Annotated in this window: 23 protein-coding genes and 2 tRNA genes; 14 read left to right on the forward strand and 11 right to left on the reverse strand. The window is 58.5% G+C overall.

What is annotated here, in order from left to right; genetic code table 11:
- Positions 1–577: transposase (locus WC392_09445; GenBank protein MFA5242582.1), on the reverse strand; the 577-nt coding region annotated here is incomplete at its 3' end.
- A 141-nt stretch (positions 578–718) separates the two neighbouring features.
- Here WC392_09445 and WC392_09450 point away from each other — a divergent pair.
- A tRNA-Asn gene (locus WC392_09450) sits at positions 719–794 on the forward strand.
- 186 nt (positions 795–980) lie between these two features.
- On the opposite strand, the gene WC392_09455 is transcribed toward WC392_09450, so the two are convergent.
- The 5 genes from WC392_09455 to WC392_09475 all read right to left on the reverse strand — a co-directional run bounded on the left by WC392_09455 (position 981) and on the right by WC392_09475 (position 3339).
- Complete coding sequence (locus WC392_09455; protein ID MFA5242583.1) at positions 981–1316, reverse strand: helix-turn-helix transcriptional regulator; 336 nt, start codon at positions 1314–1316, stop codon at positions 981–983.
- Positions 1313–1573, reverse strand: a complete 261-nt coding sequence (locus WC392_09460) for a type II toxin-antitoxin system RelE/ParE family toxin (GenBank protein MFA5242584.1) — start codon at positions 1571–1573, stop codon at positions 1313–1315. The genes WC392_09455 and WC392_09460 overlap by 4 nt, the downstream gene beginning before the upstream one ends.
- Positions 1574–1855: 282 nt before the next feature.
- Complete coding sequence (locus WC392_09465; protein MFA5242585.1) at positions 1856–2581, reverse strand: RES family NAD+ phosphorylase; 726 nt, start codon at positions 2579–2581, stop codon at positions 1856–1858.
- Positions 2541–2921, reverse strand: coding sequence for an MbcA/ParS/Xre antitoxin family protein (locus WC392_09470; GenBank protein MFA5242586.1), 381 nt, complete (start codon positions 2919–2921; stop codon positions 2541–2543). The genes WC392_09465 and WC392_09470 overlap by 41 nt, the downstream gene beginning before the upstream one ends.
- Positions 2922–3262: 341 nt before the next feature.
- Positions 3263–3339 (reverse strand) — tRNA-Arg (locus WC392_09475).
- A gap of 245 nt (positions 3340–3584) precedes the next feature.
- Here WC392_09475 and WC392_09480 point away from each other — a divergent pair.
- The 11 genes from WC392_09480 (at position 3585) to WC392_09530 (ending at position 20155) form a co-directional block, all read left to right on the forward strand.
- Positions 3585–4781, forward strand: coding sequence for an ammonium transporter (locus WC392_09480; GenBank protein ID MFA5242587.1), 1197 nt, complete (start codon positions 3585–3587; stop codon positions 4779–4781).
- Between the two features lie 306 nt (positions 4782–5087).
- On the forward strand, positions 5088–5750 hold the full coding sequence (locus WC392_09485; protein ID MFA5242588.1) for a hypothetical protein: 663 nt from the start codon (positions 5088–5090) through the stop codon (positions 5748–5750).
- A 67-nt stretch (positions 5751–5817) separates the two neighbouring features.
- The gene (locus tag WC392_09490) at positions 5818–7071 is read left to right on the forward strand and encodes a TIR domain-containing protein (protein MFA5242589.1); all 1254 of its coding nucleotides are present in this window, start codon (positions 5818–5820) and stop codon (positions 7069–7071) included.
- Positions 7072–7337: 266 nt separating this feature from the next.
- Positions 7338–8126, forward strand: coding sequence for a caspase family protein (locus tag WC392_09495; GenBank protein ID MFA5242590.1), 789 nt, complete (start codon positions 7338–7340; stop codon positions 8124–8126).
- A 149-nt stretch (positions 8127–8275) separates the two neighbouring features.
- Positions 8276–13618, forward strand: a complete 5343-nt coding sequence (locus WC392_09500; GenBank protein ID MFA5242591.1) for a CHAT domain-containing protein — start codon at positions 8276–8278, stop codon at positions 13616–13618.
- Positions 13619–13660: 42 nt separating this feature from the next.
- Positions 13661–15241 carry a toll/interleukin-1 receptor domain-containing protein gene (locus WC392_09505; GenBank protein MFA5242592.1) on the forward strand — a complete coding sequence of 527 codons (1581 nt, stop codon included), beginning with the start codon at positions 13661–13663 and terminating at the stop codon, positions 15239–15241.
- A gap of 92 nt (positions 15242–15333) precedes the next feature.
- Positions 15334–16137, forward strand: coding sequence for a peptidoglycan-binding protein (locus WC392_09510; GenBank protein MFA5242593.1), 804 nt, complete (start codon positions 15334–15336; stop codon positions 16135–16137).
- A gap of 106 nt (positions 16138–16243) precedes the next feature.
- Positions 16244–17011, forward strand: coding sequence for a toll/interleukin-1 receptor domain-containing protein (locus WC392_09515; GenBank protein MFA5242594.1), 768 nt, complete (start codon positions 16244–16246; stop codon positions 17009–17011).
- A 103-nt stretch (positions 17012–17114) separates the two neighbouring features.
- Positions 17115–18002: a carboxypeptidase-like regulatory domain-containing protein gene (locus tag WC392_09520; GenBank protein ID MFA5242595.1), complete on the forward strand. Its 888-nt coding sequence runs from the start codon at positions 17115–17117 to the stop codon at positions 18000–18002.
- The gene (locus tag WC392_09525; protein ID MFA5242596.1) at positions 17999–19318 is read left to right on the forward strand and encodes a hypothetical protein; all 1320 of its coding nucleotides are present in this window, start codon (positions 17999–18001) and stop codon (positions 19316–19318) included. Before WC392_09520 ends, WC392_09525 begins: the two co-directional genes overlap by 4 nt.
- Positions 19319–19417: 99 nt before the next feature.
- Positions 19418–20155, forward strand: coding sequence for a YciK family oxidoreductase (locus WC392_09530; protein MFA5242597.1), 738 nt, complete (start codon positions 19418–19420; stop codon positions 20153–20155).
- Here the strand turns inward: WC392_09530 and WC392_09535 are convergent.
- Together WC392_09535 and WC392_09540 are read right to left on the reverse strand one after the other, a co-directional pair.
- Complete coding sequence (locus WC392_09535) at positions 20152–20859, reverse strand: FHA domain-containing protein (protein ID MFA5242598.1); 708 nt, start codon at positions 20857–20859, stop codon at positions 20152–20154. The genes WC392_09530 and WC392_09535 overlap by 4 nt on opposite strands.
- A 12-nt stretch (positions 20860–20871) precedes the next feature.
- On the reverse strand, positions 20872–21684 hold the full coding sequence (locus tag WC392_09540) for a Stp1/IreP family PP2C-type Ser/Thr phosphatase (protein ID MFA5242599.1): 813 nt from the start codon (positions 21682–21684) through the stop codon (positions 20872–20874).
- 162 nt (positions 21685–21846) lie between these two features.
- On the opposite strand from WC392_09540, the gene WC392_09545 reads away from it, so the two are divergent.
- Both WC392_09545 and WC392_09550 read left to right on the forward strand, forming a co-directional pair.
- Positions 21847–23175: a serine/threonine-protein kinase gene (locus WC392_09545; protein ID MFA5242600.1), complete on the forward strand. Its 1329-nt coding sequence runs from the start codon at positions 21847–21849 to the stop codon at positions 23173–23175.
- 4 nt (positions 23176–23179) lie between these two features.
- On the forward strand, positions 23180–23653 hold the full coding sequence (locus tag WC392_09550) for a TssQ family T6SS-associated lipoprotein (GenBank protein ID MFA5242601.1): 474 nt from the start codon (positions 23180–23182) through the stop codon (positions 23651–23653).
- A 25-nt stretch (positions 23654–23678) separates the two neighbouring features.
- Here WC392_09550 and WC392_09555 read toward each other — a convergent pair whose 3' ends face one another.
- From WC392_09555 to WC392_09565, 3 genes are all read right to left on the reverse strand, one after another.
- The gene (locus tag WC392_09555) at positions 23679–24098 is read right to left on the reverse strand and encodes a cytochrome c (protein MFA5242602.1); all 420 of its coding nucleotides are present in this window, start codon (positions 24096–24098) and stop codon (positions 23679–23681) included.
- Positions 24099–24237: 139 nt separating this feature from the next.
- Positions 24238–24981 (reverse strand): FHA domain-containing protein, encoded by a 744-nt coding sequence (locus WC392_09560; GenBank protein ID MFA5242603.1) that lies wholly within the window; start codon positions 24979–24981, stop codon positions 24238–24240.
- Between the two features lie 8 nt (positions 24982–24989).
- The gene (locus tag WC392_09565; GenBank protein MFA5242604.1) at positions 24990–25760 is read right to left on the reverse strand and encodes a protein phosphatase 2C domain-containing protein; all 771 of its coding nucleotides are present in this window, start codon (positions 25758–25760) and stop codon (positions 24990–24992) included.
- Position 25761: the final 1 nt, after the last annotated feature.

Consider the following 25761-nt stretch of genomic DNA (forward strand, 5'->3'; position numbering starts at 1 on the left):
TGATACCCAATGCCAGATACACGGCCTTGACCCGCACCGCGCCGCTATCGCGCGCCTTGACGTGAATGCAGTCGAGATAGACGATGGGATAGAGCGCGTCCAGCGCTCTGGACTGCCAAGCCTTGGCATCATCAATGACTGCGTCCGTAACCGAGGAAATCAGCGATGGCGAGACTTCAGTGCCATACATCTCTTCCAGGTGGCCTTGAATCTCGCGCACCGTCATGCCTCGAGCATAGAGCGACAGAATCTTGTCGTCGAAGCCTGTCCAGCGGGTCTGGTGCTTGGGAATCAGTTGAGGCTCGAAACTGCCGTGGCGGTCGCGGGGGATTTCAATCGGCAATTCTCCGAATTCGCCCTTGAGCGTCTTCTTGCTCTTGCCGTTGCGGGTGTTGCCGGCAGGGTTGACGACCGGCTCGTGTTTGGCGTGGCCCAGATGTTCGGCCATCTCGGCCTCAAGTGCCCGCTCCACCAACTTCTTGGTGAGCTGCTTAAGCAGCCCGTCTTCCCCAATCAGGTCTTCGGGTTTCTTGTAATCAGCCAGTAGGCTGTCCAGCAGTTCGTTGCTTACGGTCATTACAGCTCCTTTCTCCAGGACGGCAGTTTCCTGCCAAATGACCGTTTACACAAAAATTCTTACACCCCTGCATGAACGAGATTTTTGCTGCCAACGGGTTGACCTGAAGGCGGCAACTGCTTAGAATGCTGGCTTGTCAATTCCCTGATAGCTCAGTCGGTAGAGCGACGGACTGTTAATCCGCAGGTCCCTGGTTCGAGTCCAGGTCGGGGAGCCAGATACATAAGGCCTCGCAGCGATGCGGGGCTTTTTTATTTCTAGAGCTAGTAGGCTTAGCTACTAAAGCAATGTCAGCCTTAGGATTACGGTTAGCGCCATTTCGCTATTTCTCGCATGAAGGTACGCATTAAGGCAGCTAAACTCCGCAGACAACTAGAACCATCGTGCCAATCCAACATTGAAGTTAGGTATTCCGGGTAGCCAGAGCGGCCTTGACTCGTGATAAAAGCAGGGGCGTCACCTTGTCTTGGCGCTCGACCTTGCTGATATAGGCTTGGGTAACACCAAGTCGTTCAGCTAGTTCTTTTTGTGTCATGTGCGCCGACATTCGAGCCAAGGCAACCGGATTATCAATGTAGTCTTCCAGCACGAAAGGCACGTATTCTTCACCCTTCTTCGCCGCAGCTTCCAATCCGGACACTTCGTCCTCGATTTCATCTTTCAGCGCCTTGTAGACGGCGACGGGCAACAAGACGTATTCATCTTTTCCGTCGATAGATTTAATGGTTTGCAGTCTCATTTGTAAGCGTCTCCGCGTGGCTTGACTTTTTCAATTGCGATCACCTTAACCGCGTCTTGCCGGTCGAAGATCACACGCCAGTTGCCTACCCGCATGCGGTAGAAAGTCTCTCCTTCCAGCTTTTTAATATCCAGTTCGGTATTGTCTGGGTTATCACCGAGCAATTCAATTTTTTCGGCAAGCCTGAATCGCTCCGGCCTTGACAGGCTTTGCAGTTTTTTCCGGGCCTGCTGCTTGATTATGAGCATATAAGGCATGGTTATATTCTATGGTTGTATTTGGTTATGTTCAAGCGGTTTTATAGATAATCCGTGATCTTTTGAATTGGCTCGCGCAGCCGTTCCGCGTCCTTGATGATATAACTAGCCGTGACATCGTTGCTTATTTTGTGGTTGAGTAGTCGCTTGAGGGCGTAGGCGGAAATATCCAGGCTTTCTGCCGCTGTGATGCGCGATATTTGGAAGACCTATGGATAAGTTTATTCCTGAATTCAGCTTGAACTAAACTAAGAGGGCCTCCGCTGTGGCCAGGGAAACGAGCTAAAACCTGAAAGACCAGGTCTCCGATGTGATATCACGTTGCCAGACGACCAAATCGGGCGGTTCAATCAGCAGCGTCCAGGTTTGCTGGCTGTTCCAGTATGGTTCTTCAACACGCCTGAATACCTGCGGTGTCATTAAGGCCAGACAGTAGCCGCCGGGATTGCGCACGGAAGCATAACGAATCACTTCGACCCCGGCTTCCCTGGCATTGTCTGCCAGCAATTGAGTGCCGGAATAGTTATCAGCGGCAATCCAGGTTTCCCGTTCGGCCGATAGAGGTGGCATGGTTAGGTCTATGGATTTATCTCCTGCCGCACGAAACTCAAACAGCGTAATTGGTACTGCTTTCTGCCTCTTTGATAATCCCTCGCTGTCCATCCACATGCGCAAACGCCAATATCCGCTCTCCGCAGAGGCAGTCTCCCTGTCTTCGGCTCCATAAAATACGCCGGGATCATTTCTGCGGCGAAACCGCGATCCGCCAGGAAGAGGGTAGTAACGAAAAGGTGTGGAAAGTAGCCAATGGAGGCCTTGTGCATCCGCTGGAAGAATCGGCTTAACTTCTTCGAGAATTCCCTCAAGAAGGTTTTGATCAAACAGTGACCCGTGAACCAGGGTCATGGTAGCAACTTTGTGTTGAGCTTCCACAGCCCTCCAGCCGCCACCTTTCCAGGGAAACGCTTCAGATGCGAGCGCGGTAGGCGTCCAGATATTCGCAGGCATGGATTAGTCCTTCAATGCGCTTGATAGCTTCCGCCGGGAGCTGCCCGCCGAAGGAACGGTTAGGAGTGTTTAACCAAACCCTGGCAAGTTCATCATCTCCACCCACCATTGAGGACAAGGAGCGATACATGCGCACAAAAAGCGCTGACAACTCCCATTCCTTGCCGCCTTCATTGAGGCTGTATTTGCCGTTCAGCAGCCGGGAAGCTGTCGGCTGGCTGATGCCGATAATATTCTTCAGATCGGTCGAGCCGAACTCAAAGCGTCGCGCAACTTCGTGCACAGCTTGCGTCAGCACTCTTGAGCGGTCTGTGTTTCTGGCTTGTACGGAATGCACCATGGCTGAACCTCAATATATGCCATCGAATGAATTGTTTATTAATTATTCACCTGAATATAGTTGTGGTCAATAAATATTTTAGATCATGGGGACTTGCGAGCGCCAGTGCCCTGGCTGGCCTGAACGGGCAAGCCAGATAAATAAAGCCTTGCAGCGATGCAGGCCTTAAATATTGGCTGAAGTCACGTTAAATAGTGGCGGGATCTTCTGGAGATCCTGGCGGGGCGGATACTGGCACCATGGTGCATGGTTGTGCAGATGTCAGAGGATCAGGATGAGATAAAGAGAGCTGCCCCTTAAAATAAAATGGGCCTACATTTCTGTAGGCCCATTTTATTTACTGGTGCGCCGGAAGGGATTCGAACCCCTGACCCCTTGGTTCGTAGCCAAGTACTCTATCCAGCTGAGCTACCGGCGCATTTTGAAGACGCGAATTATATGTAAAACTTTTGGCTGATGCAAGGAAAAACTAAGCTGAAAAAACCAGGCCAGCAGATCTGCCGTGGCTTGTTGTGGTGCGTGATTTTTATGAATGCACTTTTATGGTGCGTACAGCGCTTATTATTTTAGGGTCAACTTAAAAAACCCTCATTAAATCAATCGTAAATAAATATGGAATGATTTGTGCTTTATTTGCTCGGATAAAATTCTGGAGAAATTCTGATGGGAAATCTGAATACGGGTGGCGATGTGTTGTTCATTCTGCTTGGTGCAATCATGGTGCTGGCCATGCACGCCGGGTTTGCCTTTCTTGAACTGGGCACGGTGCGTAAAAAGAACCAGGTGAATGCGCTGGTAAAGATACTGACGGATTTTGCCATTTCCACTATTGCTTATTTCTTTATCGGCTACAGCATTGCCTATGGTGTGAATTTCTTTTCTGGTGCGGAAGAGCTTATACAGAAGAGCGGCTATGAGCTGGTCAAGTTCTTCTTCCTGCTGACTTTCGCTGCGGCCATTCCGGCCATTATCTCTGGTGGTATTGCAGAGCGCGCCCGGTTTAACCCCCAGCTGGCAGCGACTTTCATTCTGGTGGGTTTTATCTACCCTTTCTTCGAGGGCATTGTATGGAACCATCATTTTGGCGTGCAGGATTGGCTGAAGGCTGCTTTTGGCGCTGAATTCCATGATTTTGCCGGTTCCGTGGTGGTGCATGCGATGGGTGGGTGGCTCGCCCTGCCTGCGGTGTTGCTGCTGGGCGCCCGGCGTGGCCGTTACAACAAGGATGGCATGATGGCGGCGCATCCGCCCTCGAATATTCCTTTTCTCGCCCTCGGTGCATGGATTCTGACCGTGGGCTGGTTTGGCTTCAATGTCATGTCGGCGCAAACCCTTTCCGCCATTAGCGGCCTGGTTGCGGTGAACTCGCTGATGGCCATGGTGGGCGGAACCCTTGCAGCACTGGTTGTGGGCAAGAACGACCCCGGCTTCGTGCACAACGGCCCCTTGGCGGGTTTGGTTGCGGTATGCGCGGGCTCTGACTTGATGCATCCGCTGGGCGCCTTGGTGACGGGTCTGGTGGCTGGTGCGCTGTTTGTGTGGATGTTCATGCAAACCCAGAACAAATGGAAAATTGACGATGTGCTGGGCGTGTGGCCGCTGCACGGTCTGTGCGGGGCATGGGGTGGCATTGCCGCCGGAATTTTTGGCCTCCAGGCACTGGGCGGCATCGGCGGCGTGAGCTTCGCATCCCAGCTGATCGGCACCTTGCTCGGTATCACGATTGCGCTGGCAGGTGGCTTTGCGGTGTATGGCCTGCTCAAGAAAACTATCGGCATCCGTCTTGATCCAGAAGATGAATTCAATGGTGCCGACCTTTCCATCCACAAGATTTCGGCAACGCCCGAGGGCGAAGTCTGAAAGTGCGCAGGCATGGGATAGGAGAAGTCCCTGTCCTGAATTAAAAAACGTCAATAATCATCAAGGCAGGGTTGCATCGCGACCCTGCCTTTTTCTTTTCCTCACGGAACTCAGCGGGCTTTTCTTTCCGCTATAAAAAAGAGTAATATGTCATTTGACTAGCGTTTATGGCTGTTGCTGGTTTCTACTCTAGTCAAAGCCTTCATCGTCCATGCTGAACTGATCAAACCCCCGCTTGATGCTACCGGTCTGGACGTTTCACGCTGATGAGGAACAACAGGCTGGCGACACCTGGGTACAACTGAAATGACCAAGGATCCCGATTTTCGCCCCGAAAACGTCGAGGCCGGCCCGCCGGCTTTCGACCACGCCCGGCACCTGCCAGCCCAGCCCGATGAGCGCTGGCAGCCGCGCCAGGTATTCCTGTTCAGCGGTCACATGATCGACACGCCGGATCGCCCCACGCCACGCTTCCCGCCGGAGAAGGAATCCATCGCTGCGCAGAAGATCGCCGAAGCGCTAGACCAGCTCGGCGCCGGGCCGGATGATCTTGCACTCACCCAGGGCGCCTGCGGTGGCGATCTCCTGTTTACCGAGGCCTGCCAGCAGCGCGGCGTGAAGGTGCACTGGCTGCAACCGTTTCCCGAGCCGGATTTTATCCAGAAATCAGTGATGCCTGGCGGCGAGGCATGGCGCAAGCGCTATCTGGGCGCAAAGGCCAGGCTCGCCGCTCCCATACGCTCCATAGCGGAAAATTTGGAAGAACCTCCGCTACATACCGGCCCTTACGAGCGCTGCAATCTCTGGCTGCTCCATACCGCGCTCGCCTGCGGCGTGGACAAGGTGCGCTTTATCTGCCTGTGGAACGGAGGTGGCGGAGATGGGCCGGGCGGGACGGCGCATATGTACAAGGAAGTGAAGCGCAGGACGGGCCAGGTGACGTGGCTCGATACCCGGACGCTCTGGTAAGGCACAAACCTTGATAGGGGTGAGGCAGGCTCGGTGGCGCTGATTCGATAGGCCAAAGGAGTGAGAAATGCCAGGCATTTTCATAAGTTACCGCCGGGAAGATACGGCAGGCCATGCCGGTAGAATTTTTGACCGGCTGAGGGAAAAGTTCGGCGGGGACAAGGTTTTCATGGATGTGGCCGGCATCGAGCCGGGCGTCGATTTCGTGGAGGCTATCGATCAGGCCGTGGGTTCGTGCGATGTGCTGCTGGTCATCATCGGGAAGCAATGGCTCACCTGCGACGATGCTTCAGGTAAAAGGCGCCTGGACGATCCCAAGGATTTTATCCGGCTGGAGACCGCCACGGCGCTGCGGCGGGACATCAGGGTCATTCCGGTGCTGGTGCAGGACGCGGCCATGCCGGGTGATGGCGATTTGCCCGATGACCTGAAAAAGCTGGCCCGGCGGCAGGCGACCGAGATCAGTGATACCCACTGGGATACGGATACCGGACAACTGGTTGAAACCCTGACGAAGCTTCTGCATGAAGAGCTGAAGCCAGCGCAGAGCGGGGCCGTGGCCATGGCCCATGCCCCGCTCATGGCCGGGGAAAAACCGGCTATTCACACGCCCGTTCCTTCCGGGATGGGCAAGAACAAATTTACCTGGATCATCTCGGCCATCATGGCGCTGGCCGTGGTGCTGGGGGGGCTGCTTTATTTTATGCCATCGTACAGGGATGAGGCGGTGGTCATAAGCCCACCGGCGCCTCAGAAAGCCCCGGAGCCGGAAACCGTGATGGTGAGAATCCCCGATTTTACCGGTTGGCCTGTCCGGAGGGTGGAAGATTACCTCAAGGAGAAAGGGCTCATTCTTGGCCCGGTGAAAGAAAAGGAAACCAGCGAACACCGGGCGGGAACGGTGATTGCCCAGCGTCCCCCCGCAAAGACCCACATGAAGAAAGGAGATAAGGTGCTCCTGCTGGTGGCGGTGAGTGCTGGCGAAGCGGCGGTTCTCCGGGCACCGGAGCCGACATGGCCAGAAGAAGGGCGTTCCTTCGACAACATTCCCCGCACCACGGCCCTGCGCTGGGAGGCGGTGTCCGGAGCGGCGAGCTATACCGTGGAGCTGGATTGCTTGCACTGCTGTGAGTCAGGCAAGTGGTGCTCTGATCTGGGCAGGCCATGGAAGCTGGCCCGCGGCATTCCTGCCGCAAGGTCTCCCGGCCACAAATTCGAGTTCACGGGTGCCCAGCAGGGGCGCTGGCGGGTATGGGCGGTCGACAAGAACGGGCGGGAAGGGGAGAAAAGTCCGTGGCGGACTTTCAGGTACACAAGGTAGGAGACGCAGCGGCTATGGGCTGAACCCTATTCACGGGTAGCGGCGCCCTCGCCGCGATTGGCCGGTTGAATCGGCCCGGGGCGGGCCTCCTACATCCCCGAGTATTTAGGGGCCGGTTTAATAACTGGGCTAACGGGCATGGCAAATTGCCACCCGGAATCATTAACCAAGTGAAATGTGAAACCGCTTGGGCTACGCGCATGGTGTGAAGCGTAGCGAGTGACGTCACGCTTCACAAAACTGTTTCACGTTAAAAGGAATTTATCATGACAAGCAAGGCACTCTGCATCGGCATCAACAATTACCCCGGCACGGCTAACGACCTGTCAGGCTGCGTCAACGACGCCAACGACTGGGCTGAGGAACTTGCCCGGCGTGGTTTTGCCGTCGCGCAACTGATCGACAGCCAGGCCACGCGCGCCGCCATGATCAAGGCCATCGGCGGCCTGATAGAGGGGGCGGAGAAAGGCGACAGCCTGGTGATCACCTATTCCGGCCACGGCACCTGGGTGCCAGACAGCGACGGCGACGAGCCGGACGGCCGCGATGAGGCGCTCTGTCCCTACGATCTGGCGAGCAAGGGCGCGTTGATCGACGACGACATCCATGACCTGTTTGCGCGTCGTGCTGCTGGTGTGCGCATCATCCTGATCTCGGACAGCTGCCACTCCGGTTCAGTGACGCGGGGTGACGAGGCGGACCTTGATCCCGGCATGCCGAGAGTGCGCTTCATGCCGCCCCAGGCCTGGATGAAGGGTCCCCTCCCGCCTCTCGCCCTGAGTGCAGTGGCGCCACGCGGAGGTTTCACCCGTGCCGGTGGCGATCTGCTGCTGGCCGGCTGCCAGGATCACGAATACAGCTGGGATACCAGCTTTCACGGCAGGCCCAACGGCGCCTTCACCTACTATGCCCTGAAGACGCTGCGCGAGCTCAAGCCGGTGACCTATCAGAAATGGTTCGACGCCATCCGGACTTACCTGCCATCCACGCGCCTGCCGCAGTCGCCGCAAATCCTCGGCACCAGGAAGCCGCGCAGCTTCAAGGTTTTCAAATGATCCCCCAAAAGCATTTCACCGCAAAGGAAGCGGGTTAGGCAGGGATGGGCGGCAATGCGCCTTGATCGTGATCTCGGCGGCCACCGTGCGGATATCCGCGGCCATGCAGGCATGAGCCGTGCCATGAATGGATTCGAAAGGAGCTGGAAATGAACAAAGACCCTGGCAACATCAAACTGCGTATCGACGGCATGCTCAAGGAGGAAGATACCTCCATCGCCGAATGGCCCGCCGAGGTGTATGAGCTGGATGGCCTGTCACGTGGCGAGGCGCAGCGCGTTTTGCCCGAGGCCCTTGAACCCGATGCGGTTCTTGAGCTGGAACTGGCCAACGGCGCCCGCATCCTGGTGGCCGCCGAAGATGCCGGGCGCTACCTGGGCGCAGCGGGGCGCGGTGCAACCGGCCCGGGGCAGATCGAGGTCGGCCAGCTCCTGCATCTCTCCGGGGTGCGCCTGCCCACAGGCACCGCGCGCGACAGCCTGGGCGCCTGGATACTCAAGGGCCTGCGGGTCTACCGGCAAGGCCCCGCCGGGGTGACCGCGCTGATCGCGGCGGGCACTTTCCAGGATGCGCAGCTGGACGACCACAACGGCCTGTACCGTTGCAGCACCGATGCCTTCGGGCTGAGCAAGGTGGATGCGCTGCCCAGGTCCGCCGAGCCGGCCCTGATTTTCATCCACGGCACGGCCTCCTCGACGGAAGGCAGCTTCAAGGACCTGTGGGCCAACGAAAAGTACCGCGAACAACTGGTCAAGACCTATGGCTCGCGCCTCTATGCCTTCGAACACCGCAGCCTGACTGATAGCCCCATCGCCAACGCGCTGGACCTGGTCAAGACCCTGCCCAAGGGGGCGCGCCTGCACCTGGTCAGCCATTCACGCGGGGGCATGGTGGGCGAGTTGCTGGCACGCGCCAACCGTATCGGCCTGGAACCGTTCACCGATGCCGAGATCGAGCGTTTTCTCGCCCATGCCGAACGCCTTGGGCGTGAGGGCTTCGAGGCCGATGCCAGGCGGCTGCGCGAACTCAACCGGGAACTCTGCAAGCGCGCCATCCAGGTCGAGCGTTTCGTGCGCGTTGCCTGTCCGGCACGCGGCACCACCCTGGCCTCGGGCCGGCTGGACCGCTGGGCCAGCGTCATGCTCAACCTGATGGGCAAGGGCTTTGACGCGACGGGCAAGATCATTCCCGGCATGATGCCGGTGGCCAAGGGCTATGTCTTGCTGAAAGCTTTCCTGCTCGCGGTGGTCAAGCAGCGCGCCGACGCGCGCATCCTTCCCGGCCTGGAGGCAATGATGCCCGATTCGCCGCTGGTGGGCCTGCTCAATACCCCGGACGTGAAGATCGAGCACCCCCTGCACGTGCTGGCCGGCGACTTCCAGGGCGACGGCCTGTTGCCCTGGCTGGGCGATTGCCTGTCAGAGGTTTTCTACGGCGGCGAAACCGACCTGGTGGTGAACACCCCTTCCATGAGCGGCGGCGCGATGCGTGTTCAAGGCATTCGCCAGAAGCCGGTCAGCGGCCCGCAGGTCACCCACTTCAGCTATTTCGAACGCGACGAAAGCGCGCTGGCGCTGCTGGGCGCGCTCAAGGGCGACGACAGCCAGTACCAGTTGCTCGAAGGTCCGTCCAGGGCCGAGATCAGCCGGGGAGGCAGGGAGACCAAGCGCAAGGACGACGCCCCCATCGTCTTCCTCCTGCCCGGCATCATGGGCAGCCATATCCAGCTCGGCAAGGACCGCGTCTGGTTCGAGCCCTTCAGCATGTGGTCTGGCGAAATGGCCAGGCTGAAGGTAGATGCCAAGGGGGTGACGCCGGATGGCTGGATGGACCGCAATTACGAGATGCTGGCGCGTCATCTGGCCGATAGCCATGAAGTGCGGCCCTTTTCCTACGACTGGCGCCTGTCGGTCACCGATGCGGCGGAGCGCTTCGGCAAGGAGCTCGACCAGGCCATGCTCGACGCCCAGAAACGCGGCCAACCTCTGCGCATCGTCGCCCACTCCATGGGCGGCCTGGTTGCCCGTCTGGCGCTGAAAGGGCGCTGGGACAAGTTCAAGGCCATCCCCGGCAGCCGCCTGCTGCAACTGGGCACGCCCAACCAGGGCTCGCACTCCATTGCCGCCGTGCTCATGGCGCGCGACGATTTTGTCCAGACCATCGAGCGCTGGTTCGACTGGAAGCACGACATGCGCGAATTCCTCGAGATCGTCCGCGATTTTCCGGGCGTGCTGGAACTTCTGCCCTGGCCAGAGGATGACGGCAAGGCCAGCGATGGTGTTGACTACTTCGATGCCAATGTCTGGCAGACCTGGTACGGCGAGGATCAGGATTCCAAAAAAGGCAAGTCCTGGCTTCCACCGCAAAAAAATCCTCTGGAAAAGGCGCGCGCCGCCATTGCTGCCCTGCGCAGCGCGGAACTTGACCCGGAATGCACCCTCTACGTCGCGGGCCGCGCACCCACGCCCATCGCCGTGCGCATCGTCGAGGGGCAGGTTGAGATCGGCTGGGTCGACGAGGGCGACGGCCGGGTGCCCTGGAAGACGGGCATTCCACCCGGCGTGCCGGTGTGGTACACCGATGCCGTGCATGGCGATCTGGCCAATCATGAAAAGGCCTTCGAGGCCTACCGGGAGCTGATCGAGAGCGGCGACACGCGTGAACCCGCGCTGACCCGCATTCCTGCCGGCGCACGCGGCGAGTCCGCACCGGTCTTCCGCCCACGCGGCCTGGAAAGCCATGCCCTGTACCCGAGCGTCGATGAAGTCCTTGCCGCCGCCACCGGCTGCGCCCGCCCGGGCCAGCGCGTTGCGGAGAAAAAGGCAGTGCCGGCCATTCTTGAGGTCATCCACGGCAGCCTGGCCAGCGCCGAATCGCCGGTGCTGATTGGCGCATACGCCAACGACAGCCTGCGCGGCAGCGCCAGTTTCCTGAATGGCCTCCTGGACGGACAATTGGCGCGCACCTTCATGCTGGGCCGCTATCCAGCCCAGCCGGACGACGCCATGGTCTTCCTCAACGCGGCCCCGGCTGGAAAGCCCGGCGGCGCCATCGTGGTCGGCCTGGGGCCAGTGGGTGAACTGTTGCCTGGCAAGCTCACCCAGGCGCTGGCCAATGGCCTGCTGGAATATGCGCGCAGCCACGAACAGCGCCTGTGTGCCGATGCCGCCGGCGCGGAGCGGCTGGCTGTCTCCGCCTTGCTGGTCGGCACCGGCTTTACCGGCCTCACCATCGAGGTCGGCGCGCGCTGCCTGCTCGACGCCCTGCGGCGCGCCAACGAATCGCTGAGCCGCGCCGGGATGAAGGCCCGCATCGGCCGCCTGACCCTGTATGAAGAGGCCGAGGACCGCGCCATCGCGACGGCGCAGGTCCTGCGTGACCTGGCCGGTGAGGCGCAATTCGCGGATGCCGTGCGCTTTGACGGCCGCCTGCGCTCCGGTGCTGGCGGTTATCGTGGGCGTTGTGTCAGCGGCGGCGGCCAGCCGGGGGCGTATCGCGTGCTCATCGTCGCCGATGACAAAGGTGGCCTGCGTTTCACCGTCATTACCGACCGGGCGCGCAACGAGGTTGCCGCCGAGGCGGATCAGCGCCAGGCGGTGGACGGCCTGATCGCATCGATCACCCGCGCCACCCAGGATCAGCCCGGACTGTCGCGTGCCGTATTCGAACTCATGGTGCCGAACGGGATGAAAGAGGCCGTGGCCGAAGTGCGCACCCTGATGATGTCCGTCGATCCTGAAGCCGCCGCCTATCCATGGGAACTGATGCGCGACAGCGATCAACCCGGCGAAAAGCCGCTGGCCACGCGCGTCGAACTGGTGCGCCAGCTCGCCACGACCCACGGCCGGGGCAGGGTGCCGGCCGCAACCGGGAACGGCGTCTTCATCGTGGGCGATACCCAGTCCGGCATGATCGAGCTGCCCGGTGCGCAAGCCGAAGCGAAAGCCGTCGCCACGGTTTTCTCTGGCCAGGGCCATGAGGTCAACGACCTTTACCGCGCTAATGCCCAGCAGGTATTCGAGGCCCTGTTCAACGGCCGCTACCGCTTCATGCACCTGGCCGGTCATGGCGTCGTCAGGGACAAGGAAACCGGGCTCACCGGCATGGTGCTCGGCCCGAAGACCTGCCTGACGGCGGCGCAGGTCAACAAGCTCCGGCACGTGCCGGAATTCGTCTTCATCAACTGCTGCCACCTCGGCGCCATGAAAGAGGATGCCCAGCCGCGCTGGGGCGAACTCGCCGCTAATCTGGCCACGCAATTCATCGAGATGGGCTGCAAGGCCGTCATTGCGGCCGGCTGGGCCGTGGACGACAGCGCCGCCAGCACCTTTGCGCAAACCTTCTACACGGCCATGTTCTCCGGCAAGCGCTTTGGCCAGGCGGTGCTCATGGCGCGCGCCGCCACCTACGAGCAGCATCGTCTCAGCAACACCTGGGGCGCCTTCCAGGCCTATGGCGACGAACGCTATTGCTTCCCGGTCGAACCGGCGGAACAGTCAGGCTTGGGCGGGTACGTTCACGCCAGTGACCTCGTTGCCGACCTCGATATGCACTGTGCTCGTCTTCAGGGCGCCAGCGATGCCGAGAAGAAGGACTACTACAGCAAGCAGATCAAGGCGATCGAACAGGCTGCGCGCGGCCCCGATTTCCAGAACGCCCGCGTCCGGGAAAAACTTGCCAGTGCCTGGGCCGAACTCGGCGATACCGATCGCGCCATTGGCCTTTACCGCGCCGCACTGGCACTGGAAGACGCCGGCATCAGCCTGAAAGCCCTGGAACAGCTTGCCAACCTGGAGATTCGTTACGGCGCCAGAATGCTCGTGGCGAAGGACGCCAGGAAGCGTGAAGCGGGTGCCAGCTACATGGATCAAGGCCTGAAACGGCTCAAGCAGCTGGTGGAAATCGGAGCGACCACCGAGCGCCTGTCGCTTATCGGTTCGCACTGGAAGCGCCTCGCCCAGGCGCGCCATGCCAGCGGCAGCAAGGGAATAAAGGATTGCCTGGCCGAGATGCGGACGGCCTACTGGCGTGCCGCAGAGCATGCGCAGCAACGCAGCGGCGAATGGGATTACTACCCGCTGTTCAATGCCCTGGAGGGAGAATTCCTGATTGCAGCCAGGGGTGAGCGTGCCGGGTTCGACACTCGCGCCGGTCAACTTTCCAGCCTGCTGCAAGCCGGCGCTGAAAATGGCAGGCGGCGCTTCGCGGAAAACCGGGACTTCTTCCATGCCCTGGCCGAAGTCGAGGCGGCAAGGATAGATGCGCTCTGGGCATGCTTGGACGGCCGTTCCAGCGCCTGCATCACCAATCCGGATGTGTTGAACGGGTTGATCGCCCGTTACCGCGATGTTCTCAAGCGCCTGGGCAGTGCGCGCGAGCAGGATTCAGCCGCCAATCAATTGAATTTCATGATTGACATGCTGCCTTCCGGTGACAAACCCAACAAGGTGAAGGATGCATTGAAAAGGCTCATCGCAGGTATGGCAGGTTGACGCGGATGCAGGACGGTGTGCCGCATTGAAGGAGACACGGTAATGAGCAGCTTGATGATTGCAGCCCGCCAGGGCGACAGGATATGGGCCGAGCGTGTTGCCGCGCAGTTCCGGGCGCTGCTGGGCGACGGGAATGTCCTCATTGTGTCCGCTGCCGCTGATCGCCACGGGTGGTCCTTTGCCGATGCGCATGCGGCAGAAAGCGAGAAGGGCGCCTGCCGCGCTCTTCTCCTGCTCATGGGGCCCGGGTGGGATGAGTCAGTGGCATTGCTTGACGATTCCGGCGACCCGCTGCGCACGCTGGTAGAGGAGGCCCTTGCAAGGCATGCCATGGTGGTGCCTGTCCTGGTGCAGGGTGTGCAACTGCCGTCATGGGAACAATTGCCGGAGTCGCTACATCCGCTGGCCAGGCTTTCTGCCGTCGAGCTTGCTGAGGATGGCTGGCAAGAGAAGCTGGCCGATTTTGCAGAGCAGTTTGTCCCACACATCAGGGGGGAAGTGCGCATGGCCATGGCGGGGCTGCCGGAAACAATCCCAAAAATGAAGGGCGGCAGTGAATCATCTTCATCCGCGCCAGAAGAATCCGGACCCGTTATCTTGGGTAGTAGCGCGAAGGACGATTCCCTTCTGCTTGGGGACAGGATTGCCGGGATGAAATCCGGGCCGCCGCCTGCCGGGGTCTTCGTGGGGATCAAGGCAAAGCTCGGTGATCTGGCGGATAAAATACACCATCGCCAGGAGGCGCGGCCGCTCGCAACGAAGAGCGCAGAGCCAGCTCCATCGGGAAGCGAGCGCCCGGCTGAAGCCGAATCCGAACCCGTGTGGCTGGGAGCGTCGGCACCGAAAGCGGTGAATCCGGGCGACGAGTTCACAGCCCGGTTCGTGGCCTATGAGAGGCAATTCGAGAAAGAAGTGCGCCAGTTGCTCGAACAGCTCTCCCCCAGGGTCGAGCCGGTCCTCGGGGTGCAGGAATGCCGCTGGAAGCGCGGTACCCAGGTGACTGTCAAGCTTTCCGGGCGCGGCCTGGCGATTGACCCGGTCGAGCAGCTATTCATCTGGAATGGCGGCCGTTCGCTGCTGGAATTCGATGTGGAAGTACCGCAGGCGGCGCCCGAGGGCAAGGTAGTGCTCAAGTTCGATGTGTTCATCGAAGGCATCATGGTGGCGCGCTTGCGGCTTGACCTGGAAATATCGCTGCATCCGGTAGCCGGAGAGAATGTGGCGGCAAAGGGCGAACCGGCAAAGAGCGCTTTCGTCTCCTACTCGTCCAAGGACCGCCTGCGGGTGCTGGACCGGGTGGCGTCAATCCAGATCAGCGCCGGGATCGACCCATTTCTCGACTGTCTCGACCTCCACCCCGGCGAGGCATGGAAGGCACGGCTCGATGATGAAATCAGGCGGTGCGATCTGTTCCTCCTCTTCTGGTCGAAGAATGCCAGCGAATCGGAATGGGTGGTGTGGGAGCTGGATACGGCACTCAAGGAAAAGGGTGAAAACGGCCTGCAACTCCACCCCCTGGACCCCGACGTGAAGCCGCCGGATGGCCTGGAAGAACTGCACGTTGGCGACGTCATCATGTGGGTGCGCAAGGGGTACGAGGCTGCGCTGGCAGGGCGGGGTTAAGGTGAAACAGTTTGTGAAGCGTGAAAAGTAAAGCGTAAGAAGTTGACGGCCATTTTGACCTGATCACTAAGCACATAAGGAGACAACAAATCATGAATACCCTGCGCCCCGGATCATCCGGTGATGAAGTCAAGCTCTTGCAATCCCGCCTCGCCGAGTTGGGCTTCCCTCCCGGCAAGATCGATGGCGATTTCGGCCCCGGCACCGAGGCGGCGGTACGCGCTTTCCAGCACAGCCGGATGCTGCTGGCCGATGGCATTGCGGGGCCACGCACGCTGGCTGCTTTGGGTCTGGTGAGCGATGCCGCCTTGCCCAGCGCCATTCCGCAAGTCACGGTGGAGAAAACCTGCGTCATGTTTCCCTACACGCCGCGCAAGAACATCGAGAAGTACTTGCCTGCCGTGTTGCAAGGGCTGGTTGAAGCCGAACTGCAGGAGAAACCCATGGTGCTGATGGCACTGGCCAGCATCCGGGCAGAGACGGAAGGTTTCGTGCCCATCTCCGAAGGAAAGTCGCGATTTAATACTTCGCCCGGCGGAAAACCCTTCGATCTTTACGATAATCGCGCCGATATCGGCAACAGCCAGCCGGGGGACGGCGCACGTTATTGTGGTCGCGGCTTCATCCAGCTCACCGGCAAAGCCAATTACCGGCAACACGGCCGTGCCATCGGGCTGGGCGACGACCTTATCAATAATCCCGAACTGGCCAATGACCCGCTCATCGCCGCACGCCTGTTGTGCAGCTTCATCAAGGCCAAGGAACGCGCCATCAAGGAGGCACTGATGGAACATGACCTGCGCCATGCCCGCAGACTGGTCAACGGCGGCTCCCATGGTCTGGACCGCTTCACGGATTGTTATCAGCGCGGGCAGGCATTGCTGAAGGATGTTTGATTCCAGAGGAGGGATAAGGGGTGACAATATGGCTTAGGATGTATTTCTGGAAATCGGTGACATGATTGCACTCATTAACGATGGCCTGATGTTCTGCGGAGCCTGAATGAAGATATTCATATCCTATGCGAGTGAAGAGCGGCCAATCGCGGATGAATTGGCTGTCCGGCTGCGCACGGAGGGCCATACTGTTTTTCTCGACAAGGATAATCTGCCGGAGGGAGAGGGGTACGATGCCCAGATACGCGCAGCGATCGCTGCGTGCGACTTGTTCCTGTTCCTGGTATCTCCGCTGTCGGTCCAGCCCGGCCGCTACACGATGACCGAGCTGAAGTTCGCGCGCGAGCAATTTCCCAACCCGCGGGGCCGCGTCCTGCCGGTGATGACCAGGCCTACGCCATTCAGCGACATTCCACCCTATTTGAGTGCGATTACCCTCCTGCAGCCGCAGGGCAATCTGGTGGCTGAGACGGTAGCGGAGGTCGATGGCCTGTTCAGCCGATGGTCCCGGAACCGCTGGTTGCGGATAGGGGGCGGTGTCATTGCCGTTGCGCTGGTCCTGGCTGGCATCGGCTGGTGGGGAATGGAGCGCACGCCGCCTCCGTGCCGCCTGTCAGCCATGCTGATTGCCCAAGATGCCAGCGGACTGGCACTGGATGTCACCACGCCGGCAGGCACCACGGCGCTCAGCCTGGGGAGTGCGCCTGTTCCGTTTGAAGTCGGCCCGTTCACCCGGAAGGATGCCGAATGGAGTGCAATGCTGCGCGGGCGGGATGGCAGCCCCCTTGGCACGCATGCCATCAAGGGTTGTCCGCGGTCACGCGTCAACGTGGATTTTGGAGGTGGGTATGGATTGGTCATTGATACGCTTTAATCCAGCCAGGTCGGGGTGTTGCAGAGCGTGGCTCTGTGCTGCTCGCAAACTGCCGGGCCTAGTAGCGGTCCTCGCGGTGATACCGGGAATCATGGTTTTGGGCTTGTCATTGGCAGCCCAGGCGGCTACCAATATCTCCGGAATGGTCACTGACTCGATCACCGGGCTGGCGGTGGCGGGTGCGCGGGTTACTTTGAGCAGCGGGCAAACATCCCTCAGTGTGGGAACCACCGCATCCGACGGCGTGTTCCAGATGTTTGTGAATTTACCAGTCAAACCAGTGCCGCAAACCTATACCCTGGAGGTCTCGCAGCAGGGGTATGCCACCCAGCCACGCAATGTGGTCGTGACTTCGGGCCAGGCCGACCAGTTGAGCTACAAGGTGGCCTTGCCGCGCAACGAGGCCATCGGATGTGTTCCAGATCCTGGACGAACGGTGGTGATCGGCCATGTACGGCCACCTGCCTCGGCAACCCATGATCTCGATCTTTCCCGTCGGGTCAGGACGGTACTTGAGTATGACCTTCTGACGGAAATCCAGAAAACGCATTTGCCCCCCGCCCAGCAGCCAGCAGTGTTTTCCTGCCCCAATGCATTGCCCAGAACCATGAAGGAGCATTCGGATTGGGCACGGGCGCTGAAGGCCGATGCTTTCGTGGTGGGCGAAGCGGCACCCGTGAACGGGAACTTCAAGGTCGATATGCAGGTATCGGCGCGTTACGCAGAAAGCGCCAGCCTGCCGACGCTGGCAACCACGCCGGAGATGAATCTCGACCTGCCGTCTTCTGCCGATCTTGGCCGTGCAGCACTGGAACCCATCATGATCGCGCTGCTCAGAGCCTATCTGAAGGAAGGGCGTTACGCCGAGTGCGTGGAATTTTCCATGGCAGCAGAATCTGCCCTGGGCCAGTCAACGGTATTGGGCGAACTGCGCAAATCCTGCCAGCTCAAGTTGCCCAATAAAGGATTGCTGTCAGGAGGTGGGCAATGATGCTGACGCACAAAAACCCAGGTTTCCTGATGTGGCTCGTGGTGTTGGCCACGCTGCTTTTTGCCGGATCTGCTTCAGCTGGCATGCAGCTGGATATTGAAAAGGAGCTGCAACTGCTGCGCGATGGACAGGCGCAGAAGCATATCGGCATGGCGCGCTACCGCTTTGCGGTGTTCACCTTCGAAGACCCTGACAACACTGGCCTCGGCAACGCGGTGGCGAGCATCCTGAGCCACGATCTGTTAATGAACAGCAAAGTCAGTTCAATCGGTGTGCTGCGCTATGTGGGCGATCTGAGCAAGGCCAGCGGTGATCAGCAACTGCGTTATTTCGACAAGGTCGAACCGCTGATCGAGTCGCAGGGCGTGCAGGTGGCCATATGGGGCAGTATCCGGCGCAGTGGCGAGGGCGTGCGCATCGACAGTTTCATGCAACTCTCGCCTTCGGTGATGCGCTCGGCCTTCAGTTTCTCCTTCAGCATGCCGCCGGAAATAGGGCGTGGCAGGCTGGTGCATCGTATCGGTCCGGACAGAATGTTGACCCAACGCATTGCGTTGTCCCCGGAACAGGCCGGCAAGCTGGTGCCAGTCGCGGTTGATCTGGACCGCTTGCGTGCAGCGCCGAATGATCATGCGCCTTATGTGGCGCAGTTGCCCCTGGGCAGTGTCTATTATGTTCAACGGCGTCAGGGCGAATGGATCCAGGTAGGCCTGCAGTCCGGGCAGAGCGGCTGGTTGCGCTCCACTGGGTTTTGCACGGGAAGTTGTGCTTCCCTGTTGTCGGTCTCGCGCTTCGCTTCCGGGTTGATGGCCTATGACGACCGGGCCAGCCTTCCGGAACTGAGCGAAAAACTTGCGCCTGACGCCAAGGCATTCATCGACCAGCTATGGGCCGTCGAGGTTCTTAACGGCGCACCCGCCAAGTACGCTGAACAGGAAGCCTTGTACCGGCTTGATCCCTGGTGCCCGGCAAAGAGCGGCGAGCAGGCGATTCCTCCAGGAGGCGCCGCCATATGCAATCTGCATGCGATTGCCAGGCTGATCGGTTTGAGCAGGAAAGCGGCCTGGCAGCAGTTGCAGGGCGGGCAGATGAAGGAGGATACGATGCGCTCGGTGGCTGATGAACTGGCCAGAATTTCCATGTCCGATCCGCGCCATGTGCCGACCCTGAAGAACCTCGCCACCCTGTTCGATTTCCTTGGTGACGTGGAGCGCGCCAGGCTTGCCACCCGCCTTGCCGATGAGGCTGCTTCAACCGGCCATATTCCTGTACATGAGCTTGCGCCAAGTCCAGAGCCACAGCCGTCAAAACCATAGCGCCTGAGTTTGTTCGGGATGCATTTATAACGCCCTGGTTAAGCCGGACCGGGATATCCGCTATAATTCGCGGGTTCAAATTTACGATTATGGATTTCCATGCGAAATTATCAGCCAGCCAAAAATCTGCTCCAGGACCGCGTGATCCTGGTAACGGGCGCAGGCCAGAGCATTGGCCGTACGGCGGCCCTGACTTTTGCTTCCCACGGGGCGACGGTTATCCTGCACGGGCGCAAGGTGGAGAAGCTCGAGGCGGTCTATGATGAAATCGAGGCGGCAGGCTGGCCTCAGGCGGCTATTTTCCCGCTTGACTTGTTCAGTGCCGGGGACAAGGATTTCGATGCGCTGGCGACGGGTATCCGGCGTCAGTTTGCCCGCCTTGACGGTATTCTGCACAATGCGTCCCACCTCGATGGTTTGCGCAGTCTGGAGGAGCACACCCTTGAGCAGTGGCAGGTTTCGCTGCGCGTCAATCTCATGGCGCCCTTTGCCCTGACTCGTGCCTGCCTGCCCTTGCTGAAAGCGTCACCGGATGCTTCAATCATCCTGACTTCGGAAACTCACGGCCATGTGCCGGCGGCGTACTGGGGCAGTTTTGCCATATCCAAAGCGGCAGGCGAGACGCTGGTGAAGCTGTGGGCGCAGGAGCTTGAGTTGCATCCCAATCTGCGCATTAATGGCATTGTTCCCGGCCCGGTGCAATCGACTCAGCGCGTCAGGACGCATCCCGGCGAGGTGCTGGAATCAATGCCCTTGCAGGAAACCCTGATGCCTCGGTATTTGTATCTGATGGGAAGCGACAGTCGCGGCGTGAGCGGCCAGATTGTCGAGTGTTAACCTTGTTTCTTCAGAAAAAAACGCAGCATTTCTCCGCCCACTTCGATTTGATCTCCGTCCTGCAGTAGTTGTGCTTCCGCGCTGATTGCCTGGCCATTGACCAGCGGCTGCTTCTTGCCTTCCACCCTTGTGATGGAATAACCGTGCGGACGGCGGTTAATGACGGCTACCTGAACACCGGCCTTTCCAAAAGTCGCAAGAGGGCGATTCAATTCCAGGGTTTGACCGGCATGCGGCCCTTCCAGACCCTGGATGCCCCCCAGGGGGAAATTATCGTTGGCCGCACGCGCCACTGAAACCGCGGTGTCTAGCTGATCGGCTGTCTGAGCTGGAGTTTCTGATTGCTCTTTCCTGTGCCGCATGTTCATCACCGGCATCATCATGATGGTGCGGTCAGCATCCACGCCGGGCTTGGCCTTCTGGTTGATATATCTGAGTTGATAGCGGCCAATATCGATTACATCGTTGTTCTGCAGAATGTGTTTCTGGATCTTGACCCCATTCACCAGGGTGCCGTTGGTGCTGCCCAGGTCTTCCAGTATCTGGTCATTGCCAACAGTGAGAATGGTGGCGTGTTCCTTGCTGACCGATGAGTGGTCAAGGTGCATTTCGTTATGCGGTTTACGGCCAATGCCAAAGCGGGCCTTTTCGAGAAAATGATATCCGAGTATGTCGCCATCCAGGCTTAAAACCAGTTTTGCCATCGTTTTCTCCTGTTATTTCAGCCAGCCGAAGAGCCGGCCCATCAGGCCCCTGGATTGCTCGCTGGCAGGGAAGGGTTCCAGCACTTTAATCAGGACCGCAGAAATGTTGTCGTGACCGCCGTTGTCATTGGCCATCATGACCAGTTGTTGCGCCGCAAGCGGCAAATTGGCTTGTAGCGCATTGAGGGCGAGTTCTATGTTGGCATCGTCCACCATGTCATTCAGGCCATCCGAGCACATCAGGTAGATGTCGCCCACCGAAACGGCCTGATCCTGCACCTCGCACTGGCATACGCTCTCGACACCCAGGGCGCGGGTCACCAGATTGCGGTTATGGGAGATTTTTGCGTCATCATTTGAAATCAGGCCAAGAACCACCTGCTCGTGAAGAATGGAATGGTCCTGCGTGAGCGCGTGGAGTTTGCCGCGGCGCAGACGGTAGAGGCGCGAATCGCCGACATGAGCATAATGCAGATGGTTGTCATGAAAAATGCTTGCAACCAGCGTGGTGCCCATTCCCTGGTGCTGAGGATTTGCCTGGGCAGCCTGGTAGATTGCCCGGTTGGCTCTGCTCACTGTGAATTCAAGAATTTCCGCTATGTTGTTTTTCGAGGAAGGGGCGTCGCGCAGTTGGCGTTTTAGTTCTGTCACCATGATCGAGGCAGCCATGCTGCTGGCCACGTCTCCTGCCTTGTATCCGCCCATGCCGTCTGCTACCAGGGCGAGGCCCAGGTCAAGCTCGGTTGCAATGGTGTCTTCATTGAATGAACGGACTACACCGGTATCGGTTATGGTTGCGACTTCTAGAGCACTGCGAACTGTCATTATTGATTTATCCCCCGATTGGCGGCTGCATGTTATTGTTTTTCTGCAAGGCGCATTCTCGCATTCCATTCCATTGCCATGCAAGGCGGGATTTATCTCCGAGCGATTAATTATTTGCCTGAACATCATCCACAACTTGTCAGCCGCTTATAATCCTGTCCCATGATCAAGCAGAATATCGGTCGTTACGAAATCATTTCCGAAATCGGGCAGGGCGCGATGGGTGTGGTATATCGCGCCCTGGACCCGCTGCTGGAACGGACCGTGGCAATCAAGACTATCAGCCTGGACCTGTCCAAGGATGAATTCGAGGAATTCGAGCAGCGTTTCTATCGCGAGGCGAGATCGGCCGGGCGCCTTAATCACCCGAATATCGTCACTATTCATGATGTAGGCAATACCGAGAATGTCGCCTACATGGCGATGGAGTTTCTGGAAGGCATGGAATTGCGCGATATCATGGACGCCGACATGCTACTTGATCTCGACAGAATCGTCGAAATCGTGAGTCAGGTTGCCGATGGGTTGGCGTTTGCGCATGAGCATGGCGTGGTCCACCGCGATATCAAGCCTTCCAATATCATGATCCTGAAAAATGGCGTGGCGAAAATTACCGATTTCGGCATCGCCTTGATTCCTTCTTCCTCACGTACCGTGGCGGGGATGGTGCTGGGCTCGCCAAAATACATGTCGCCGGAGCAAGTGGTCGGGCAGGATGTGGACCGTCGCTCCGACATTTTTTCGCTGGGCGTGTTGCTGTACGAAATGCTGACCGGGAAAGCGCCATTCAGAGGCGAAAACATCAGCGCCATCATGTATCGCATTCTCAATGAAATGCCAATGGCTCCGGCGACGCTCAAGCCGGCGTTGCCGGAGGTGTTCGATTATATCGTCGCCAGGGCCTTGGCCAAACACCCGGACGATCGTTATCAGCGTGCCGATGAAATGGCAGCAGATTTGCGCAATTACCGGACTTTGCAGACTCCGTTGAATTTCCACTCCGGGGCCGATGGGAGCACACGCACTCTGGAACGCCGCAAGACACCGCGACCGCTTGATGAGCAGACGCTGCTGATGGCTTCCGCCGCCCCGCTCAGCGCCGGAAACCCATGGTGGAAACGGCCTTTTACCCTGTGGGGTGGAGCTATTTTTCTGATGCTGGGGATTTTTCTCCTGAACTGGGAAAAGCCGGGCTTGAAGGAACAGCCTCAAATTACGAATGTAAAACCTGCGGCCATGCCTGAAAAACCTGAACTTCCCTTGCCGCCGATTCCGCCGCAAGTGCAAGGGACGCTCGCTCTGGCGGTGACTCCCTGGGGAGAGGTTTTTGTGGACGGGAAGCGCGAAGGCGTTTCTCCGCCGCTGAACGAGTTGCAGCTGCCAGCCGGCAAGCACATGATCGAAATCAGAAATCCGGGTTTTTTGTCTTATTCTCAAACGCTTGTTATCGAACCCGAATCAACTCATAAAATTAAACACAAATTCAAATAAGAACATGCTGAAATTTAATCTGTCTCTTTTTTCTCTGTTGGCTTTGCTGCTGTTCGTCAGCGGATGCAGCAATACCAGCTTAAAAAAACTTCCCTTCATTCAGGATGAGGCGCCAGTCCAGAAAAAAGCCGAAGATCCCGCTGACAAACCTTCTCCACCCGCTGTACGCAAGGCCGAGAGGGAATTGAGTCTGGGCATCAGGAATTATGAGAATGGAAACTACAACATGGCAGCCGGTTTCTTTCAGAACGCCTTGGGCGATGACCAGCTTTCGGTTGGCGATCAGGTAACCGCACACAAGTTTCTCGCTTTTATTTACTGCGTTTCGGGCGAGAAACTGGCGTGCCGCGGGGCGTTCAAGAAAGTGCTGGCGCTCAACCCGAAATTCGGCCTGAGCGCCAGTGAGGCCGGTCACCCTACCTGGGGACCGGTATTCCGCGAGGTGCAGGCTGAAGTGGCAGCCAGGAAAACCCGCTAACAATTAGCTGTGTTGTAGCGGGCGCTTAAATTTTGCCGCGAAATTGCTGGTGGCAGGACTTGCAGCTTTCCTCGACGCCATTGAGTGCTGGCCGGATGAGCGCCATGTTGCCGCTTTCCGCTGCCTTGAGAAGTTTTTCCGTGGATTCTTCCAGTTTTTGCCGGGCATGGCTGAAGTCGGCCGGCTTCTGCCATACCTCGGGCTTGGCTCGCGTGGGAGGGTAATTGCTGTCTGGTGTGAAATGCACCCAAGGTTCTGATGCCAGTTGTTTCAGCTTTTTGGCGTCGGCGAGAAAGGCCTGGCTGTTGTAGTCCTCCCGTTCGCGTACCACCATTCCCATCGGCTCCAGGGTGCGGAGCATCTGTTTGAAAACCGCCTTGCGTTTGGTGACGGGCTGATCCGGATGCGTATCCTGTGGTTCACTGCTACAGGCTGTGAGCGTCAAGCTTGCTGCAATTAGAGTTAACAATAAAAATCTCGACATGCGCTTAGTCTCTTTTCGTTCGAACATTCCAGGTGTAAAAGATCAGGTGGATTTGCCAGGTGCGTTTGTCTGCCCGGCAAAGCACTACGATGATGCATTTTTATCTCAGTGAAAACTCCAGTTCGACATCTGCGATGGTGATGATGTCGCGGTGATGGAGCTGGCAGGGCAGCGACTTGATTTCGCCGCCGTTGATCAGGGGCAGGTCAGTGCCTTCGACAAGCCCAAGAAAATACTGGCCATCGCGCAAGGTGATGGCGGTGACCTGAATGCCGGGTTTTCCCAGTGTGGTGACGGGCCTGGAGAGTTCCAGTGTTTGTCCGGCACCTGGGCCGGAGTTTATTTTTAGCAAGCCGAGCGTGCCGCTGGGGGGTGGGGCTTCTTCAATGGTTTCAAATGTGCTGCTTTGGGGGGCTTTGCCGATATTGGCCGCAGCTTCGAATGAAGCCGGTCCTGGCATTGTAGTGGCGGCATCCAGCGCGGAGGTGTGAGCGCGCGGTGCAAACTCTGTCCTTGGGGTCGCGGAGATGGTTTTCCCCGGGGCGCTGGGTTTCAGCACTTCGCTAATAAAGGTAAAGGTGAAGTGGGCGATGCTGATTTCATCGCCATCCTGCAGCACACATTTATGGATATTGTTCTGATTGACCTTGGTGCCATTCGTGCTTTCAAGGTCTTCGAGAAAAGAGTCGCTGCCCAGGGTAATGATGACAGCGTGGTTTCCGCTTACCCCAGAGTCCTCAAGATGGATGTCGCTACTCGCCTTGCGTCCAATCGTGATGCGTTCGCGGTCAAGGGGGAATTCCATGCTGGAACCGTGATCACCCTGTAACACCAGTTTAGACATGCTCCTCCCTACCCAACACGCACAACAACAGCCGAGATGTTGTCATAACCGCCATTATCGTTTGCCTGGCGCACCAGTTGCCGTGCCAGTTGCTGCGGGTCTTCCTGACAGGCGCTCATGATGGCGGTCATTTCACTGTAAGCGAGCATATCGTAACATCCGTCGGAACAGAGCAGAAAAATATCCCCGGCTTGAGTGGTGACCTGGCGCATATCTACTTCTACCACAGGGTCCACGCCAAGGGCGCGCGTCAGTACCCCCCGGTAAGCGTCTGATGCGGCGTCCTGCGCCGTGATTTCGCCGCTTTCGATGCGTTCCTGAATCATGGTGTGATCCACGGTGAGCTGTTTCAACGCGAGATTTCGCCACAGATAGATGCGTGAATCGCCAATATGCGCCAGCGTGGCCCGGTTTTCGTGAAAATAGGCTGCGAGAAAAGTGGTGCCCATGCCTTCGTAGCGGGTCTGCTTGCGTGCGGTATCGTTTACGCGCTGATTTGCCTCGCTGACCGCTGCATAGAGCTTCAATACCGGTTCGCTGACCTTCTGCGCCCACTCGGCTTCGCGCCAGTGCGGTGCGAGGGGCTTTCTGAAGGATTCAAGCGCTGTTTTGATGGCCAGGTTGCTGGCGATTTCCCCGCCCTCATATCCGCCCATGCCATCGGCCAGCAAGGCCAGTCCAAAAGCAGCATCCCAGGCGATAGCATCTTCATTGCCCGGCCTGGTGCGTCCGGTGTCGCTGGTCCCGGCAAATTCCCAGGTAAATGCGCTGGCAGTCATT

It is taken from the genome of Sulfuricella sp., from assembly GCA_041651995.1.
In the GTDB taxonomy this organism is placed as follows: domain Bacteria; phylum Pseudomonadota; class Gammaproteobacteria; order Burkholderiales; family Sulfuricellaceae; genus Sulfurimicrobium.

Coding starts and splice junctions, on each gene's coding strand:
- WC392_09455 (MFA5242583.1), bottom strand. CDS start 1,316: ATGAGACTGCAAACCATTAAATCTATCGACGGAAAAGATGAATACGTC.
- WC392_09460 (MFA5242584.1), bottom strand. CDS start 1,573: ATGCCTTATATGCTCATAATCAAGCAGCAGGCCCGGAAAAAACTGCAA.
- WC392_09465 (MFA5242585.1), bottom strand. CDS start 2,581: ATGCCTGCGAATATCTGGACGCCTACCGCGCTCGCATCTGAAGCGTTT.
- WC392_09470 (MFA5242586.1), bottom strand. CDS start 2,921: ATGGTGCATTCCGTACAAGCCAGAAACACAGACCGCTCAAGAGTGCTG.
- WC392_09480 (MFA5242587.1), top strand. CDS start 3,585: ATGGGAAATCTGAATACGGGTGGCGATGTGTTGTTCATTCTGCTTGGT.
- WC392_09485 (MFA5242588.1), top strand. CDS start 5,088: ATGACCAAGGATCCCGATTTTCGCCCCGAAAACGTCGAGGCCGGCCCG.
- WC392_09490 (MFA5242589.1), top strand. CDS start 5,818: ATGCCAGGCATTTTCATAAGTTACCGCCGGGAAGATACGGCAGGCCAT.
- WC392_09495 (MFA5242590.1), top strand. CDS start 7,338: ATGACAAGCAAGGCACTCTGCATCGGCATCAACAATTACCCCGGCACG.
- WC392_09500 (MFA5242591.1), top strand. CDS start 8,276: ATGAACAAAGACCCTGGCAACATCAAACTGCGTATCGACGGCATGCTC.
- WC392_09505 (MFA5242592.1), top strand. CDS start 13,661: ATGAGCAGCTTGATGATTGCAGCCCGCCAGGGCGACAGGATATGGGCC.
- WC392_09510 (MFA5242593.1), top strand. CDS start 15,334: ATGAATACCCTGCGCCCCGGATCATCCGGTGATGAAGTCAAGCTCTTG.
- WC392_09515 (MFA5242594.1), top strand. CDS start 16,244: ATGAAGATATTCATATCCTATGCGAGTGAAGAGCGGCCAATCGCGGAT.
- WC392_09525 (MFA5242596.1), top strand. CDS start 17,999: ATGATGCTGACGCACAAAAACCCAGGTTTCCTGATGTGGCTCGTGGTG.
- WC392_09530 (MFA5242597.1), top strand. CDS start 19,418: ATGCGAAATTATCAGCCAGCCAAAAATCTGCTCCAGGACCGCGTGATC.
- WC392_09535 (MFA5242598.1), bottom strand. CDS start 20,859: ATGGCAAAACTGGTTTTAAGCCTGGATGGCGACATACTCGGATATCAT.
- WC392_09540 (MFA5242599.1), bottom strand. CDS start 21,684: ATGACAGTTCGCAGTGCTCTAGAAGTCGCAACCATAACCGATACCGGT.
- WC392_09545 (MFA5242600.1), top strand. CDS start 21,847: ATGATCAAGCAGAATATCGGTCGTTACGAAATCATTTCCGAAATCGGG.
- WC392_09550 (MFA5242601.1), top strand. CDS start 23,180: ATGCTGAAATTTAATCTGTCTCTTTTTTCTCTGTTGGCTTTGCTGCTG.
- WC392_09560 (MFA5242603.1), bottom strand. CDS start 24,981: ATGTCTAAACTGGTGTTACAGGGTGATCACGGTTCCAGCATGGAATTC.
- WC392_09565 (MFA5242604.1), bottom strand. CDS start 25,760: ATGACTGCCAGCGCATTTACCTGGGAATTTGCCGGGACCAGCGACACC.